This window comes from Psychromonas sp., assembly GCF_041586535.1.
Classification (GTDB): Bacteria; Pseudomonadota; Gammaproteobacteria; order Enterobacterales; family Psychromonadaceae; genus Psychromonas.
Genome location: NZ_JBFGZY010000003.1, coordinates 26,156 through 43,761, shown reverse-complemented (window position 1 = coordinate 43,761; position 17,606 = coordinate 26,156). Strand labels below are relative to the sequence as shown.

Genomic DNA, 17,606 nt, shown 5'->3' with positions numbered 1-17,606 from the left:
TTCTTAGAGGCTGAACTATCTTACCTACTGAGAAGTATAGTCTCTAAAATCATCAATCTAGCTGATTCAGTGAACTAATTTGCAGGGTGGATTACATGTACCTTAAACAACATTAATAACATTGCGCAGATTTAAATGGTCAAAAATAGATGAGAACAAAGCATTGCTTTATCAATAGCCTGCTTATGGGATTGAGTTATTTTGAATTTTAACCGGCAGGTTGATCAGATAGTTAATAAGTCAGGCAGTTTATTAAGCGGCGGGAATAAAGGCTGTTGAGCTTTTTTCCGTACTTTGAAGAGCAATGTGGAATGACCATTAGACAAAAATTATCACAGCACACGGATGTTGGGTCGATATGAAAAGACAAAACCCATAGTCTAATGCCGATCAGTTAAGAAAAATCGATTGATTGTTAGCTGAATGAGATCAAAATCCGATGTTCACTTAACATCGGATTTTTTTATGCCTTTAGATTATGATTTCCACTCTCTTTCTACGTTCTGTCCTGAAAATTTTCATTCGTTATCAGAAGTACTGTCCCCTGATCTAATTGATACCTGCCTTAAAGAGTCAGGTATTGTTACCCTAAGAAAGCGTAGATTACCCCTGTAAATGATGGTCTGGAGCATTATTGGCATGTCTATTTTTAGGCACTTACCGATGACTGATATCGTTAATCAGCTTGATATTATGCTGCCGGGAAAACGCCCATTTGTCGCACCCAGTGCCGTTGTTCAAGCAAGGCAACGATTAGGGGCAGAGGTTGTAAAACGTATTTTCAACCAAACTCAACAGCTATGGCATGAAAAAACACCTTCTCCTACTTTTTGTGGTTTGAAACTGCTCGGTGTCGATGGTGTTGTTTGGCGTACACCTGATACTCAAGAAAATGAAACTGCTTTTGGGAGGCTGCATAACGACAAGCGCGAATCTTCTTTGTTATAAAATTTAGTCGTACTCAATTCTCACTTCGATGACAGACCCGCTACGGTATCCTGTTGAAAATATTGCTGATTTATATACCCATCGTTGGAAAATCGAGTTAAGGTTTAGAGAAATGAAACAGTATATGCTTAAAAACCAACTCACATTAAGAAGTAAAAAACCGGAAATGGTGGAACAAGAATTATCGGGCGTTTTACTCGCGTATAATTTAATTCGTTTCCAAATGGCCAAGATGGCACATAGTTTAAAAGGAGTGATGCCCTATCAGCTAAGTTTTAGTCGCGCCTCTGCTTATATCATTGGTGAGTTAGCGATGTTGCCGTTTGTATCTCCAGGAAAAATACCTAAAGTAATTAACGGATTGATTGCTATGGCGGAAGCCTTTGTATTACCAGAGCGGCGGGAAAGGGCTTACCCAAAAATAGTGAAAGCAAGACCCAAAAGATACCCAGAGAAAAAAGGTAAAAAAATGCCTATCAGCTCTTAACTGACAGGCATTAAAACCCATAGTCGACTTTTTTCTATTATTTTTATATTTTCTGTACTTGATTTCGACCGTTTTGCTTCGCACGGTATAATCCCAAATCCGCCCGGCTGATCAGTTTTTCCAACGTCTCGGGATGCTGATACTGGCTAACCCCGATGCTGATGGTAATAGGTATATTCAGCTGATTGTTCCGGTATGAGTCCTGCTCCACAATCCGGCGTAATTTTTCAGCTACGATCAGGCTTTCGTCAATATTAACTTTTGGCAGTAATACAACAAATTCCTCTCCGCCATACCTGACAAAAATATCATCTGTTCTTAGCACCTTCTGTATATTTACCACAAAAAATTTCAATATATTATCGCCAATGAGGTGACCGTAGGTATCATTCACTTTCTTAAAATGGTCAATATCAATCAGCAATAATGATAGCGGCTCATTGAATTCATTAGCTCTGTTTAACAGTGGTTCAGATGCTTCAAAAAGATAATGGCGATTAAAAATGTCAGTTAAGTTATCTTTAAAGGCGACGTTTTGTAAAATTTCTTTGGAACGCTCTATCTTTCGGGTTCTCTCTTTTATTTTTCTTTCCAGGCTTTCATTGAGCTCTTGTAACGCCTTGGTTTTCTCGGCTACTTTTTCATTTAATTTTTTATTTAAGGTATTTAATACGCTTTGTCTGTATAAAAATGCACAAATAACCACGAACAGAATAAACAACAACCACCACAGCATTTCATAATCAAATTCCGGCTCATATTTAATGACCGCACTTTTGCTGACAATATTTTGTCTGGTTTCTTCTGATAAGTTGTCTACAAGTTTTTGAAAAATATTTAAAAGCAGGATTTCATCGTTTCTCACCCCGATCCCATATTGTTCTTTTTGGTCAAATTTACCGCTGACTTTAAGTTGCCCTATAAATTGCTCCTGTAATAAATGTCCAACCTCGCTCAGGCCGCCAATAAATCCGTAAAGTTCGCCCTTTGCAACTTTTTCAAGGCCCTCTTTGATGCTCTCAACCTCAACAATGATCATCTTCGGATATGCTTTTCTGATGATTTCTCCCTGTGCATAGCCTTTGGGTATCGCTATTTTTTTATCGGCAAGATAGGTGAAATTATCGATAAACGGGAGATTGGGTTTGGTCACCAGAACCCGCGGATAGACCAGATAAGGAGAGGTGAAATTGAGATATTTTTTTCGCTCATCTGTTTTTACCGCTAATGATAACAGATCACATTTTCTCTGCTGCGCAAATTGCAGGGATTGACTCCAGGTAGACGTTGGCACGATTTCTATTGGCACAGGTAACTGCTTTCTGAAAATATTAATAAACTCTGTATTTAAGCCGATATGCTTGCCGTCTTTATCAAAAGCCTCATAGGGCAGCCAGTTCGGGTCGATACAGATAGTGATCTTTTGTTTCTGGCTTAAATAAGCTTTTTCTTGCTGGGTTAAAAATAATCGCGGATTTTCAGGGTCAAATATCAGTTGCGAAAAATCTACATCTCCTCTCTCGACGCCTAATACCCGGTAAAGATCCAAAATTCTTTGTAATTTATTTTGATCTATTGTGCCTATTACATCTGTATCCAAATAGGACAGTTTTTTTAGTGCGGCACCTTCGAACAACAGCGCCTCTTTCGTTAAATTTTGCTGGTTATACTTGGCAAAAATTAAATCCACGGTTTCAGGCATATTGGCAAAGGCATATTGCCAGCCTTTTAATGACGCCTCCTTGAACGCCTTTACGGTAGTGATATCTTTGGCGATTAATTCTTCACTGGTATATAAAAAATCACTATACATATCAAAACCATAATCTTGAGGAGCAAAAACATTATAATCCACGCCCATTTTTTCCAACTCGTAAGGCGTTTTTGATATATAAGCAGACATGATATCGGTTTTTTTGTTCACCAACTCCATGATATTGTGAGAATGAGGTAATTCAATTAAATCCTTTAACGCTACACCATTTGAATTAAGCATGGCTTTTAAAGATACCTGTTCAGCATCACTGCTGCCAGCCATGACTTTTTTACCGGTAAACTGATCGATGGTATTGATCTGAGATTCTTTGGTGCTGAGAAGAATAAGAGGAGTTGATTGAAAAAGTGCGTATAAGATAACAATTTTTTTATTGTGCGCCCTTTCCAGGATTAAGGTTTCTTTACCGACGGCAAAATCAGCCTGGCCATCATGAACCTGTTGGGCAATGTTATTTTCACTAACAAGATCAAAAGGCTTTATTTCAACCGCTAAACCGACGTCATTATAAAAGCCTTTTTCTTTTGCAATATAATAACCGGCAAATTGGAATTGTTCGAACCAGGCGGGTTGCAGTGTTACCTGTTTTAATTCTTTTGCACATAAGAGGCTGCTGAATAAGACTAGAAGGCAAAGATATATTTTTAAACTTCTGATAAGCAACAAAAAATCCTTTTCTTAAAGCAAAATGGCAAGACATTAAGCACACATTATACACGCAAAAATCGACAATTATCTTTAAACTACCTCGATATTCTATGAATATCAATAACATATTGATTTGTTATTATTTTTTCCAAAATAACATAGTATCTGACTGACATATGCCACCTTTTCAATCGCAAAAACAGCGAATTAAAAATACAAATGAACAATATAATATAATTAAAGTCTAACACTGGACACAGGGTATCTATTTTGCAAATGCAATTTAGGACTGCCTGAAGCCAAGTTGCCTTGTACCCCCTACCGGAAGACTCCCCTAAAACAGAGGATCATTATATTGGGATAGTCTGAAAGTAGACGCGAGATAGTGAACTAACTAATGAACAAATTGAGCAGTATACAAGCCCTTATATTTGATTTGGATAACACCCTGGTCACCTCACAACTTAACTTCCGGTTGTTAAGAGATATCCTGAACTGTCCGGACAGGACTGATATATTAGAGTTTATCAAAGCGATGAAATCAGCAACGCTTATTAAACAGGCTAATGATTTTATTATTGCTCATGAAAAGTTAGACGCTCTGACATCTTCGCATTTGCCAGGCTGTGAAAGTTTATTAGCATTTCTTGCGCTGCAGAAATACCCTACCGCTATCGTGACAAGAAACTGTCTGCGGGCCGCGCAGCTCAAATTGAAAAAAAATGCGATCAACGTTGATATTTTATTAACTCGTGAAGATTATCCCGCCAAACCTAACCCTGATGCCTTAATTGCAATAGCACAACTATGGGGGATAGACTGTCGCAATATTATTTATGTTGGTGATCACCTTTATGATATACAAGCAGCAAATAATGCCGGTATGGTCTCTTGTCTTATTACCCATTTCGCAGACCTGCCCTACAAAGATAAAGCTTATTTGGTATTCAATGAGCTGCATGAGTTGGAGGCTAGTCTGCAGCAAAGCCAGTACCTGATGAAAAGTGTATACCCACCTAATTTCAATAAATGGATGCAATAATCAAAGTGATACTTTCACTCAATGACAACCGCTACAACAAGCAGCTGCAGGTGAAAAAGTTAAGAAAACCACCACTTAATATCAAAACAATTTTATGAAATTGTTACGTAAGCAACTATTTTTTACATACTTTTTTAAAAAGTAACGCAATTAATTTAGATTTTTGACTATTCTTAACTAAGAGTAATAATGTTGAGCGGCAGATAACATTAACCATCGCATGATGCATTGGGAAAAATATCACAGGCAAAACATATAAGCTGATGCAGCTTACTCTTTTACCTATGATGAGGAGAGGTTATGAATCTTTTAGATCACTATCGTGAGCGTTACGAGAATGTCAAAGAGGAAGAGATGTCCATTCAGGAATATCTGGATCTATGTAAAAAAGATCCCAGTGTTTATGCTTCTGCAGCGGAACGCATACTGATGGCAATTGGTGAGCCGGAACTAATAGATACCTCACGCGATACACGCTTAAGTCGTATCTTCTCCAATAAAGTAATCAAACGCTATGCCACCTTCAAAGATTTCTATGGAATGGAAGAGTGTATAGAAAATATTGTCTCTTTCTTTAAACACGCAGCGCAGGGCCTGGAAGAGAAGAAACAGATTCTTTATCTGCTTGGTCCCGTAGGTGGTGGTAAATCGTCATTGGCTGAAAAACTGAAATCGCTGATGGAAAAACAGCCGATCTACTGTATTAAAGGCTCTCCGGTATTTGAATCACCTCTGGGGTTATTTGATCCGGAAGAGGATGGACAGATCCTCAAAGAAGACTATGGCATTGCGAAACGTTATATAGGTACTATTATGTCGCCCTGGGCCGGCAAACGTTTGATTGAATACAATGGTGACATAAATAAATTCCGCGTGGTTAAACTCTATCCCTCTATATTAAATCAAATCGCTATTTCTAAGACTGAGCCGGGTGATGAAAATAATCAGGATATATCCTCACTGGTGGGTAAAGTAGATATTCGCCAGCTTGAAGATTTTCCACAAAATGATCCAGATGCTTACAGCTTTTCAGGTGCTTTATGCCGCTCCAATCAGGGGTTGATGGAATTTGTGGAAATGTTTAAAGCGCCGATCAAAGTGCTTCATCCATTATTAACCGCAACGCAGGAAAGTAATTACAACAGTACCGAGGGTTTAAGTGCCATTCCCTTTGAGGGGATTATTCTTGCCCACTCCAATGAATCTGAATGGCAGAATTTTAAAAATAATAAAAATAATGAAGCCTTTATTGACCGTGTCTACATTGTCAAAATCCCTTATTGCCTGCGCGTCTCCGAAGAAGTAAGAATTTATGAAAAATTGCTGGAAAACAGCTCCCTGCATGCGGCCTTGTGTGCACCGGATACACTTAAAATGCTGGCTAAGTTCGTTATCCTGTCTCGCTTAAAAGAGCCTGATAATTCAAGTATATATTCGAAAATGAAGGTCTATGATGGTGAAAACTTAAAAGACACTGATCCTAAAGCTAAATCGATACAGGAATATAGAGATACAGCAGGCGTCGATGAAGGAATGAACGGTTTATCCACCCGTTTTGCTTTTAAAATTCTGGCAAAGGTCTTTAACTTTGATCCTACTGAAGTTGCCGCCAATCCGGTCCATCTTTTGTATGTATTAGAGCAGCAGATTGAACAGCAGCAGTTTAATAAGGAGTTACAGGAAAAATATTTAACTTTTATCAAAGAGTTTATTGCTCCTCGTTACGTAGAATTTATAGGTAAAGAGATCCAAACCGCTTATTTAGAGTCCTACGCCGAATACGGACAAAACATCTTTGACCGTTATGTCACCTATGCAGATTTCTGGATTCAGGATCAAGACTTCAGGACACCTGAAACCGGAGAGATTCTCAACCGGGCATCCCTTAACGAAGAGCTAGAAAAAATTGAAAAACCTGCTGGCATCAGTAATCCGAAGGATTTCCGTAATGAAATAGTAAATTTTGTATTACGTGCTCGCGCAAATAATGATGGTAAAAACCCTACTTGGAGTAGTTATGAAAAGTTACGTACCGTCATTGAGAAAAAAATGTTTTCTAATACAGAAGATCTATTACCGGTTATCTCCTTTAGTAAAAAAGCGTCAGCTGATGAGCAAAATAAACACAGAGAGTTTGTTGATCGTATGAGTGCCCGCGGGTATACGGAAAAACAAGTTCGCCTGCTTTCCGAGTGGTATTTACGGGTCAGAAAGTCGCAATAATAACTCTGCTTAGGTTAGGGGCTATTTATCTTTCGAGATTGTTTTTACTGCCATTTTCAGGTTCTTTGTACAAGGCAAAGGCTGTGCGGTGTCGTTGTTCTACAAATGCCACCGATGGGTTCCGCTAAAAGTGTTTTACTCTTTGTTGCGAAGTATTTGTTTAGGATGACCAGGCCGCAAACTTCGCACCACGATTAAAACGATTTTATCCCGAACAAAATTAACCACGAGAAATAAACAGGCCCTAAGGAGATTAAATGTTTTTTACCCAAATAAAAATCCATCGCCTGCTATTAACTGCGCTTGAGGTCGTTGATTATGAGCTATATTGTTGATCGCCGACTAAATGCTAAAAAAAAGAGCACGGTTAATAGACAGCGCTTTTTAAAGCGTTACCGTATCCATATCAAAAAAGCGGTGGCGGATGCAATAACTCATCGTTCCATTACCGATATTGAACATGGTGAAGAGATACATATCCCCGCTGGGGATATACAGGAACCACTTTTTCATCATGGTCAAGGCGGGCATAGCGAACGCATATTACCGGGCAATAAAGATTTCATCAGCGGTGATCAGATCCCCCGCCCCCCGGCGGGAGATGCAGGTGGCAGCGGATCAGGTGCAAGTGACAGCGGTGAAGGTGAAGATGCATTCATTTTTGAAATAACACAGGAAGAGTTTCTTAATTTTATGTTTGAAGATCTGGCGTTACCTAATATGGTTAAGCGTCAGTTAGCCGGCATAGATGAATTCAAACTCCGCAAAGCAGGTTTCAGCAACCAGGGTTCTCCGGGGCAAATGGATGTTGTCAGATCATTAAAGTCCGCCCATGCTCGGCGTATCGCACTCACATTGGGTAAACGTAAAAAATTAAAAGTACTTGAGCAGCAGCTGCAATTATTAGAAGCAGCAGAGCCGATCCTGCGTAATCAGACTGAAATTGACAGGTTACTGAAAAAAATCAACCACTTAAAATCGCTGATAAAGCGCGTGCCCTGGTTAGATGATTTTGATCTGAAATACCACCTACGGGCAAAAGAGCCGATGCCGCAGGCGAAAGCCGTGATGTTCTGTATTATGGATGTTTCAGGCTCAATGGATCAAGCCACCAAAGAGGTCGCTAAACGTTTTTTTATTTTACTCTATCTGTTTATTCAACGGAATTATGAACGTACCGAAATTGTATTTATTCGCCACCACACCAGTGCTAAAGAGGTGGATGAACAGGAGTTTTTCTATTCACGCGAAACAGGCGGGACGATTGTTTCCAGCGCGCTGAAATTGATGCAGAAAATTATTGAACAGCGTTATCCCCTTGGTGACTGGAACATCTATGGCGCACAAGCATCTGACGGGGATAATTGGAATAATGACTCAGCAGTTTGTAAAGAGATATTATGTAATTCGCTTTTACCTAACTTGCAGTATTTTTCCTATATTGAAATCACGCCGCGTGCTCACCAGTCACTTTGGCATGTTTACGAGCAGGTTGAAGAAAGTTATCCGGATACATTTGCCATGGCACAGGTTGTTGATGCCTCTGAAATCTACACTGTGTTTCGCGAACTATTTCACAAGCAGGTCATATGAAACAAAAACCACTTTCTACCTCCTCTGAATGGACCTTCGAGCTTATCGAGCTCTATGACCATGAAATAAGTAAAATCGCGACAGAATTTGGTCTGGATACCTATCCAAATCAGATTGAGGTAATCAGCTCGGAACAGATGATGGATGCCTATGCTTCCACCGGAATGCCCTTAGGGTATCATCACTGGTCCTATGGCAAACAATTCATTAATACAGAACGTTCATACAGCCGCGGACAAATGGGCTTAGCTTACGAAATAGTCATTAACTCAAACCCCTGTATTGCCTACTTGATGGAAGAAAATACGATGACCATGCAGGCGTTGGTCATTGCGCATGCCTGTTATGGACACAACTCTTTTTTCAAAGGTAATTATTTATTTAAAACCTGGACAGATGCGGACTCTATTATTGATTATCTGCTGTTTGCCAAAAATTACATTGCAGAGTGTGAGGAGCGCCATGGCATTGAAGAAGTCGAAAAACTTATTGACTCTTGCCATGCAATAATGAATTACGGTGTGGATCGCTATAAACGCCCTTATCCTATCTCAGCTAAAGAGGAAAGCAATCGTCAAAAAGAGCGGGAAGAGATTCTGCAAAAGCTGGTCAATGATTTATGGCGAACCATTCCTCAGGGAAAAACAGCTGCGCGTAAAAACAATAAACGCTTTCCCAGAGAGCCGGAGGAAAACTTACTTTATTTTATTGAAAAGCATGCTCCCCTGCTGAGGCCATGGCAAAGAGAAGTGGTCCGTATAGTGCGTAAAATTTCTCAATATTTTTATCCGCAGCGGCAAACTCAGGTAATGAATGAGGGCTGGGCGTGTTTTTGGCACTACACCCTGCTTAATGAAATGTACAACCGGGGGCTGGTCACAGAAGGCTTTATATTGGAATTTTTACAAACACATACCAGTGTTATTTATCAGCCACCTTTTGACAGTAAATATTATAGCGGCATTAATCCCTATACCTTAGGCTTTAATATGATGATTGATATCCGCCGTATATGTGAGCACCCGACGGAGGAGGATAAGCAGTGGTTTCCTGATCTGGCAGGCAGTAACTGGCAGGCAAGTTTAGATAATGCCATGCGCAATTATAAGGATGAAAGTTTTATTCTGCAGTATTTATCTCCCAAGGTAATCCGGGATTTAAAACTTTTTTGTATTGTCGATGATGATAAAAACCCCTACATTGCAGTCGATGCTATTCACGATGATCGCGGATACCAGCACATTAGAGAAACACTTGCCGGTCACTATAATTTAGGCAATCAGGAGCCTAATATACAAGTTTACAGTGTTGATATTGAAGGAGATCGTTCATTAACCCTGCATCACAGTCAGCATGCCCGTAAACCTTTAGGCGATTCAACTGACAAAGTCTTAAAACATATTCGCCGTTTGTGGGGATTTGATGTGCACTTGCATTCAATCGAAAATGGTACCATCAGCAAAAGCTACCACTGTCCGCCTGTTAAAGAAAAAGAGCTGGAACTGGAGAAAACAAAAGACTGATAGCTCAATACTGCTGTTACAAAAACGGCTGTAAAAACAGAGCGAAAGGTAAATAACCTCAACTCTGGATAAGCAAATCAATACAATAGCGTTATTTTCGCGTATTTCTGCGTTAAATCATCTCCCAATAGCCTGCTATTGCTATGATAATTTACCTTGAAGTGCACAAAACTAACGGCACTGTATATATAAAAGGTTGGCAACCTGAGGTTAAATAGGTTTCAGGGTAGCTAAAATTCACTATTTTGATTAATACCGGAATCTTTAGCTTTTTCGATCAGCATCCATGCAACATGGGCGCATTTTTGCTTGGCATTTTTGATATCAAGCCCTATTGAAATACTCTGGGATAAATATAAATAAGCCCCCAATAAGGCCACATTACTATATTTTGCAAACAGGAAAGCCCCTTCTTCGAAAGATGAATACTCATCTCTGCAGTCATCTAAATCCGTTAATGCCATAGGGTTCCATTCCCGCCATAAAATGTCACTTAAAAACTCAACAAAGGCTTCTTCATTTTCAGTGAAATGTTCATCCTGAAATGTTTTAAATAACTGCAGCTGCAACTCTAATAAAGATATTAAACCCTGATTGGTTAAATCTTCCAGATCGGGTTGATCCACATAGCGAAAATAGCTTTTATTCGCAAATTCGTATTGCTGATCATCTGCCGGTAAGGAAACCTGATAGGAAACTAAAGGCTGTTCTGCTTTTGCCGCATTATAATCAACACAAACTACGTTTTTTGATTTCGCCTGAGGCAATCCTGACAGCATGTAATGACCGATAATAACGGGGGGGGTATCGTCCTGCTGATCATAAAATTGCCACCATTCTGAACGTTTCGTTGTACGTTTTTCACCTGTTATATCAAAAAAGAACTTCCCCTTGGGTAAGGGGTATTCAGGGCCTTTTAATAAGGTTTCACATAATCCAAACAACTCATGGTTCGGATCAAATGCATTTTGCCAGTACTCCTCTTTTAAACTGTGATTTTCATTTAAATAAGGTTCAATCGCGCTGATAACTTGTTCATCCCAACAGGCATGTATCGCACGTACTGATTCGAATTCAATAAAAAATGGCAGTTTTTTAAACCAGTTTATCCAATAGCTATGCTCCTCCGAACCTTCTCCAACCGCCTCTAAAAAACTTTGATGCTGTTTGAAATTATGCGCGGAATGTGGCCTTGCCCACTGCCCTGTTCTAAGCTCTGTGGCCCAGCCTATGGCATTAAATTCATGATTACCAAGCAGGCAATATGCATAATTGTTATCAACAAGGTGTTTAATAAGCCTCAGTAAATTTAAATGGTCGCCATCAAAACCCGGTTCACTATCAATCAGATCACCAATAAAAACCAGTTGAGCATTACCCGCATTTGATTCCAGATCATCAATATCAAAATCCAGATGTTCAAGCAGCTTAAGCAGTTTGTTATATTGAGCGTGAATATCGCCTATAAAATACAGGCGCTTTACATGATCGTTGTTTAGCATATCATCACCTGGTAGCGCTATATTCAGATAATTATCTGATTCGGTATCCCCTAAAGTTTAGCTTAAACCTGTCATTTAGGTGGTTAATCCTGCAAAATTACACTTGCCAATTTTTTAGCAATAGCTGACAAAGGATTAATCAATTAACGGCGAATGAACCGCTATTTTTCTAATGGCGTGATAATAAAGACTCCAGGCCATTAAACCTGCCAGGATATTGCCCAACATCGCGCCAATAAAAACCCCATCCAACTGCCAAAGTCTACTTGCTCCCCAAAGCAATGGCAGATAACAAACGAATAGACGTAATGCTGAAATAAGTAACGCCCGCATCGGCATGGCAAGGGCATTACAAATAGACACCATTAATATACATACACCTAATGAAGATAAACTAATCGGTACGAGCACCAGATATTGATAAATAACAGCCACTACCTGCTCCTCCGCACTAAAAAAAGAAGCTAACGGTGCAGCAAAAATAAAAAACACCACTGCTAATAGACCTTGTAAACACAGCGTGAATAATACTGCCATCTTCACCAAGCGAATAATGGTAAGGCAATCTTTTGCACCGAACAGTCGCCCAATCATAGGCGGTAACGACATGGTTAATGCGAGTACGACAACAATAGTAAAAAACTCAATACGCGATACCATTGCCCAGCCGGCTATTGCGGCAGCGCCAAAAGCGGCCACAATTTTAGTCGCAAGCATAGAGGAGAGCGGCGGTAATAATTGACTCATCATTGCCGGTATCATCACGGCGTTAAGCTCTTTGATTGACAGCCATATCTGCAGAGTAGCCCAATCAAAAGAGAGCCAACTTTTCTCCGCTACTTTGGGGATAATAATCAACAGGCCGATGCTGAAAGAACATAGGGTCGCGATTGCTGCCCCTACCAAACCAAAATCAAAATAAAAGATAAAAATCGGATCCAGGATGATATTGATAATGCTGGTTGTCATCATTAACATGCCGGGTAAAAATGTATTGCCATGGGAGCGGCAGATACTGTAAGCAAAATAGAGCATTGCCCCCAACCACGCACTGCATAACCAAAGCGGCCAATATTGGTTTATATAGGGCGTCACCTCCGCCGGGGCACCTAACAGAGTTAATATGTTGTAGCGAATCAGCCAGATAATAAGCGCAATGAGAAAAACCCCTAAAGCTCCTATAGTCATCACCAGCCCGCCAATCTGCCTGGCTCTGAGGTCCTCTTTCTGGCCTAAAATTCTTGAAATAATAGCCGTTGTGGCAATACCCAGTCCGACCTGCAGACCAATAATCACCATCTGTAACGGCATGGTAAAACCTTGTGCGGCCAATGGAAGCACGCCCAGTTGACTGATAAAAGTACTGTCTGCCAGCTGAAAGCTCATCAAAAAAAGGATACCAAAGACCATTGGCCGGGTTTGGATAAAAATGTCTTTAGCAAGCGCGATTGTTTCCGAGGTTCTCATATTATCCTTTCAGCTGATTGAATTATTATTAGGGGCTGCTGACCCTAGATCTGTTGACCATCATTTCACAGCCATGCATCGCATGGCTGTGAAATGATCGAGGGGGGGGGAGTTTACAGAAAGGCTTTATCTAAAAACAGGGCAATAAATAATATAGTTAAATGAATAATAGAATATTTAAAAAGATCCAGTGCGCCATAGGATTGATCAGATAGTTTTAATCTGGCTGCTTTATAGATAAAAACAACATTGATCAGGATTGCAATGGTCAAATACAGATAACCGGACATATGAATTAAAAACGGTAAACAACATACGATGGCAAGTAATAAGCTGTATAACAAAACACAGGTTTTGGTAAAATCGACGCCATGGGTAACCGGCAACATAGGAATTTTAGCTTTTGCATAATCAGCTCTACGGTGAATCGCCAGTGCCCAAAAATGAGGGGGGGTCCAGGTGAAGATAATCATCACCAGTATCCAAGGCTCTGCAGCCAATACACCGGTTTCAGAAACCCAGCCTAACAGCGGCGGCATTGCGCCGGCCAAGCCACCTATTACAATATTTTGCGGGGTGGCGCGTTTTAAAAAAATAGTGTAAATAAAAGCATAACCGACCAGGGAAAATAAGGTCAGTTGCGCAGTTAACCAGTTAGCGGCAAAAACTAACAAAACAAAACCCAACGTCCCTATCACAGCTGAAAACAACAAGGCTTGCTGACGCGATACGACTCTTCTCACCAGAGGCCGGTTTTTTGTGCGCACCATCTTCGCATCAATTTTATTGTCGACGATATGATTGATCACTGCAGCGCTAGCGGATAACAGCCCTATTCCCAGCAAACTTAAAGTTTGCACGAAATAACCGCGTCCCATATCAGGTGCCAGAGCCAATCCGACCAATGCGGTTAAGACCAGCAAAGCGACTACTTTAATCTTACACAACTCTAAATAGTCACCAGTACGAGGTGTATTTTTACACACTGAAGCACGATGAATGTTAGCCGATGCAGTTTTTAATGAATTGTTGCTGACACTATTTGCCATCAGTTTTCTCCTGAAGAAACAGTAAGGTGAGGAACGCCAGTAGGTGTATTTCTCGGCAGTGGTGATAATTTCACGTAATAAGTTAACCTTATTAAACTTAGCAATAGCATTGCCGCCATCAGGTTATGCGCCAGGGCGATACTGATCGGAAAAGTCCAGTAAACCAAAAATACGCCCAATAAAACCTGGCAGACAAGCAGTGTAATAACCAGCAACGCACTATTTTTTGTTTTCTGACAACGGCTTAACCAATAAATGCGCATTGCCACAACTAAAATGACCATAAAGGTAAAAATTGCCCAGAAGCGATGTAACAGATGGATAGACATTCTTGCCTGTGCAGATAACACCCCAAACTCGTAATTACTGGATGCGGCAGGTAACTGAAAAACATCTAAAATTGAGAAGTTTTGCTGCCAGTCTCCTGCACTCCAGCCGCCACTGCATAGCGGCAAACCCGCACAATAAGGAGCCGCATAATTAGCGGCCAGCCAACCACCCAGGGCTATTTGGATCAGCAATACCAATAAGGCGGTTACACACCATGAGAAGTAATGCGCGACAAAACTGCTTTTTGTTAATAACGGAGTCGTGCGAAGACGTAGGTAAAGTAGCGTTAATAAACTTAAGATGGCAAAACCACCTAATAAATGCCCCATAACAATCAGCGGCTGCAACTGCATGGTTACGGTCAGCATACCCAATACGGCCTGAAAGAGCACCAATATAACCAGTAAAACGGGTAATTTAAGCGGTATAATAATGCCTTGAGAAGCATTTATATTGTGTAGTGCCTGTTGCTTTAAAAAATGTCTTTTGATAAACAAAGAAAAAAATAAAATAGCCAACAGCAGCAAACCAAGTGCCCCGGCAAAATAGCGGTGGATCATCTCTTTCCAGGCTTTTGCTGGTTCAAAAACCATATCCGAGTCCGGCAGATTATGTTTTGTGACGCTCTGGAGATCAGCGTGTGTTGGTACCGTTAAAAAGCCGTAACAGCCCGGCCAATCAGGACAACCCAAGCCGGAATCACTTAAGCGGGTATACGCTCCTAAACCGACCACTATTACAGATAATAAACAGCTTAATAAAACTAATATTTTATATTTATGATAAATAATGTTGATGGCTTTTTTTTGCGTTATGTTCGGCGTTATTTTGGGCATTGTTATCCAATACTCCTGTAAAAAATATTGTCAGCTTTACACTGCTATGAGCTACGTGCGTAATTTAATAATTTTTTAAGATCTTTTATTAATCCTTTACGGGTTGCCCTGTTAGCCTGCGGATCGGCAACCAGCGGGTAATAAAATACCACCAGCCCCATCTGATCGATCAGATATAAAACCTCTTGCTGCAGCGCGTTATTGACCGGCTGATAATTTTTAAACCCTTCAACTTCCGCACTGTGATCACCTAACAACACCAGATCGACTTTATTTTGCTTTTGCCCAAGCGCAATATATAAATCCCTGACCTGTTGACGGTGTGCCAGACAAGTTGCAGTACAATTTTTATAGGTTAGGAGCGCAATTGACCAGGGTTTGGGCTCTATTTTCGCCCATTCATTTAATGTCACTTCAGGGATTAAAAAGTTGCCATTATTAACCGTGTTACCCGGTAACCAGTCTAATTTCAACACAGTAAAAGCGAGCAGCAAAGGCAATATAAAACTGAACACAAATAAGAATACTAATTTTTTATTGTTCACCACATTCTCCAACTATTATCCCTTGTGCTGCTTCAGCATTTATCAACTTGTCGCCAACTACGCAGTGCAAAAATATAAATAACCGCTGCAGCCAAGGCGATCAGTAACCATTGAAAAGCGTAAGCCCGATGTTTTTCAGGAAGCATCACAACCGGCTCATAATGCGGTTGAGCAACACCATTAAAGTCAACAGCGTAAGCCATAAAATCAAGAAGTTGCGCACTACTTTGCAGCGCCTGCTGTTGAACATCAATATATTGGATAAGTTTAGGCCATCCCGCTTTAACTTGCTCCGCACCCGGTAAATAAAAACCAGAAAGGTCCCCCTGTTTGAGCTGCACGGAAAGCGTTATCTCATCTTCCGGAAATCGCACTTGTGGTAACTCGTTGCGACTGTTCCCCAGTGCTACCCAGCCAAAATTGACTAATAAACCTTGAGCGCTGCCATTCGGATAAAACAGGGCAAGTAGATCATATCCAGGCCGTCCTTTAAAGGTGCGGTTATCTAACAGCCAGTATTGTTTGCCACGCACAAAGCCGGTTAACTGCAAGCGTAATCCGGTTTTATCGAGTGTTTCAGGTAATAAAAATAAACCAGACCAGTCCAGCAAACCTTTTGCCTGCATCATTTGGATGTTATCTAACCTTTGCTGCTTCTGCTGTGCTCGTTGCCATTGCCAATTTGCCAATCCTATACACACAGCAACCACCAACAGCACTATCGATGAACTAATTACCGGCAGTTTCACTGTTTAAACAACATAGACAAAAAAGAATAAACACAGCCAGACAAGATCAACAAAGTGCCAATACCAGGCCGCAGCCTGAAAAGCAAAATGACTGCCTTTGGTAAAATGTCCTTTAAAAATTCGCATGGTGACAATAAACAATAACAAGGCCCCCAGGGTGACGTGCATACCATGAAAACCGGTTAATAAATAAAAGGTATTCGCATAAATGCCGGATGCCAGGGTTAAATCCAGCTCACGGTAAGCATGGCTATATTCAACTACTTGAAAGTATAAAAAACAGATCCCAAGGAATACGGTGATTACCATCAGCGCTTTTAACAGGGGGCGTTTGCCTACCAATAAAGCGTGATGAGCAAAATGCAGAGTGACGGAAGAGGCTAATAAGATAAAAGTATTTAACAGAGGTAAGCCGAACCATCCCATGGCTTGGGTGGTCTCGCCTGATGGTGTTTTTATCAACGGCCAGACAGCCTGGAAATCCGGCCATAACAACTCATTGGTCATGGCATTATTGCCCGCTCCGCCCAACCAGGGGACCGAAAGCATACGTGCGTAAAATAACACCCCGAAAAAAGCCAGAAAAAACATCACTTCAGAAAAAATGAACCACCACATTGACTGGCGGAATGATAAATCCATCTGCCGGGAATAGAGACCTGTTTTTGACTCATGAATAACATTTTTAATCCAGCCAAAAAGCATCAAAAACAGGACGGCGAATCCGGCCATTAACAGATAGAAACCGGATGTTCCCTGCTTGCCAATCTGCATTACGGTCAAACCAGCGCCCGCTGCAATAAAAAACAGGCCGACAGCACCTATGATCGGCCAGTAACTTTGCGCTGGTACATAGTACTTGTCATGCTGTCTTGTTGTTGATTTCATCT

General features: G+C 40.6%; 12 protein-coding genes and 1 pseudogene. 5 read left to right on the top strand and 8 right to left on the bottom strand.

The features are described 5' to 3' along the window. Nucleotides 1–465 precede the first annotated feature (465 nt). Nucleotides 466–1,435 (top strand): annotated as a pseudogene (locus ABZA00_RS00885) (transposase domain-containing protein). A 43-nt stretch (nucleotides 1,436–1,478) separates the two neighbouring features. Here ABZA00_RS00885 and ABZA00_RS00880 read toward each other — a convergent pair. Next, nucleotides 1,479–3,872: a diguanylate cyclase gene (locus tag ABZA00_RS00880; protein WP_372880254.1), complete on the bottom strand. Its 2,394-nt coding sequence runs from the start codon at nucleotides 3,870–3,872 to the stop codon at nucleotides 1,479–1,481. A gap of 382 nt (nucleotides 3,873–4,254) precedes the next feature. Between ABZA00_RS00880 and ABZA00_RS00875 the strand changes: the two genes are divergently transcribed. The 4 genes from ABZA00_RS00875 (at nucleotide 4,255) to ABZA00_RS00860 (ending at nucleotide 10,238) form a co-directional block, all read left to right on the top strand. Beyond that, the gene (locus ABZA00_RS00875) at nucleotides 4,255–4,899 is read left to right on the top strand and encodes an HAD family hydrolase (RefSeq protein ID WP_372880253.1); all 645 of its coding nucleotides are present in this window, start codon (nucleotides 4,255–4,257) and stop codon (nucleotides 4,897–4,899) included. 300 nt (nucleotides 4,900–5,199) lie between these two features. Then, on the top strand, nucleotides 5,200–7,122 hold the full coding sequence (locus ABZA00_RS00870) for a PrkA family serine protein kinase (RefSeq protein ID WP_372880252.1): 1,923 nt from the start codon (nucleotides 5,200–5,202) through the stop codon (nucleotides 7,120–7,122). Between the two features lie 318 nt (nucleotides 7,123–7,440). Continuing rightward, on the top strand, nucleotides 7,441–8,715 hold the full coding sequence (locus tag ABZA00_RS00865) for a YeaH/YhbH family protein (protein WP_372880251.1): 1,275 nt from the start codon (nucleotides 7,441–7,443) through the stop codon (nucleotides 8,713–8,715). Then, a complete protein-coding gene (locus tag ABZA00_RS00860) occupies nucleotides 8,712–10,238 on the top strand; it encodes a SpoVR family protein (protein WP_372880250.1) in 1,527 nt (508 codons plus the stop codon). Before ABZA00_RS00865 ends, ABZA00_RS00860 begins: the two co-directional genes overlap by 4 nt. A 230-nt stretch (nucleotides 10,239–10,468) precedes the next feature. On the opposite strand, the gene ABZA00_RS00855 is transcribed toward ABZA00_RS00860, so the two are convergent. The 7 genes from ABZA00_RS00855 to ABZA00_RS00825 form a co-directional block, all read right to left on the bottom strand. Beyond that, nucleotides 10,469–11,740 (bottom strand): metallophosphoesterase, encoded by a 1,272-nt coding sequence (locus ABZA00_RS00855; protein WP_372880249.1) that lies wholly within the window; start codon nucleotides 11,738–11,740, stop codon nucleotides 10,469–10,471. A gap of 135 nt (nucleotides 11,741–11,875) precedes the next feature. Then, nucleotides 11,876–13,207: an MATE family efflux transporter gene (locus tag ABZA00_RS00850; protein WP_372880248.1), complete on the bottom strand. Its 1,332-nt coding sequence runs from the start codon at nucleotides 13,205–13,207 to the stop codon at nucleotides 11,876–11,878. A gap of 113 nt (nucleotides 13,208–13,320) precedes the next feature. Further along, nucleotides 13,321–14,256 (bottom strand): heme o synthase, encoded by a 936-nt coding sequence (gene cyoE / locus ABZA00_RS00845; protein ID WP_372880247.1) that lies wholly within the window; start codon nucleotides 14,254–14,256, stop codon nucleotides 13,321–13,323. Beyond that, entirely contained in the window at nucleotides 14,256–15,374 is a 1,119-nt protein-coding gene (locus ABZA00_RS00840) for a heme A synthase (RefSeq protein ID WP_372880277.1), read from the bottom strand. Before ABZA00_RS00840 ends, cyoE begins: the two co-directional genes overlap by 1 nt. A gap of 92 nt (nucleotides 15,375–15,466) precedes the next feature. Beyond that, entirely contained in the window at nucleotides 15,467–15,967 is a 501-nt protein-coding gene (locus ABZA00_RS00835; protein ID WP_372880246.1) for a transmembrane cytochrome oxidase associated protein, read from the bottom strand. Nucleotides 15,968–15,999: 32 nt separating this feature from the next. Next, entirely contained in the window at nucleotides 16,000–16,716 is a 717-nt protein-coding gene (locus tag ABZA00_RS00830) for an SURF1 family protein (RefSeq protein ID WP_372880245.1), read from the bottom strand. A gap of 3 nt (nucleotides 16,717–16,719) precedes the next feature. Next, the gene (locus ABZA00_RS00825) at nucleotides 16,720–17,604 is read right to left on the bottom strand and encodes a cytochrome c oxidase subunit 3 (protein ID WP_372880244.1); all 885 of its coding nucleotides are present in this window, start codon (nucleotides 17,602–17,604) and stop codon (nucleotides 16,720–16,722) included. Nucleotides 17,605–17,606 lie beyond the last annotated feature (2 nt).

What these genes read in the sequence shown, in the direction of transcription:
- ABZA00_RS00825 (WP_372880244.1), bottom strand. Translation starts at nt 17,604, where the DNA reads ATGAAATCAACAACAAGACAGCATGACAAGTACTATGTACCAGCGCAA.
- ABZA00_RS00875 (WP_372880253.1), top strand. Translation starts at nt 4,255, where the DNA reads ATGAACAAATTGAGCAGTATACAAGCCCTTATATTTGATTTGGATAAC.
- ABZA00_RS00850 (WP_372880248.1), bottom strand. Translation starts at nt 13,207, where the DNA reads ATGAGAACCTCGGAAACAATCGCGCTTGCTAAAGACATTTTTATCCAA.
- ABZA00_RS00870 (WP_372880252.1), top strand. Translation starts at nt 5,200, where the DNA reads ATGAATCTTTTAGATCACTATCGTGAGCGTTACGAGAATGTCAAAGAG.
- ABZA00_RS00860 (WP_372880250.1), top strand. Translation starts at nt 8,712, where the DNA reads ATGAAACAAAAACCACTTTCTACCTCCTCTGAATGGACCTTCGAGCTT.
- ABZA00_RS00855 (WP_372880249.1), bottom strand. Translation starts at nt 11,740, where the DNA reads ATGCTAAACAACGATCATGTAAAGCGCCTGTATTTTATAGGCGATATT.
- cyoE (WP_372880247.1), bottom strand. Translation starts at nt 14,256, where the DNA reads ATGGCAAATAGTGTCAGCAACAATTCATTAAAAACTGCATCGGCTAAC.
- ABZA00_RS00865 (WP_372880251.1), top strand. Translation starts at nt 7,441, where the DNA reads ATGAGCTATATTGTTGATCGCCGACTAAATGCTAAAAAAAAGAGCACG.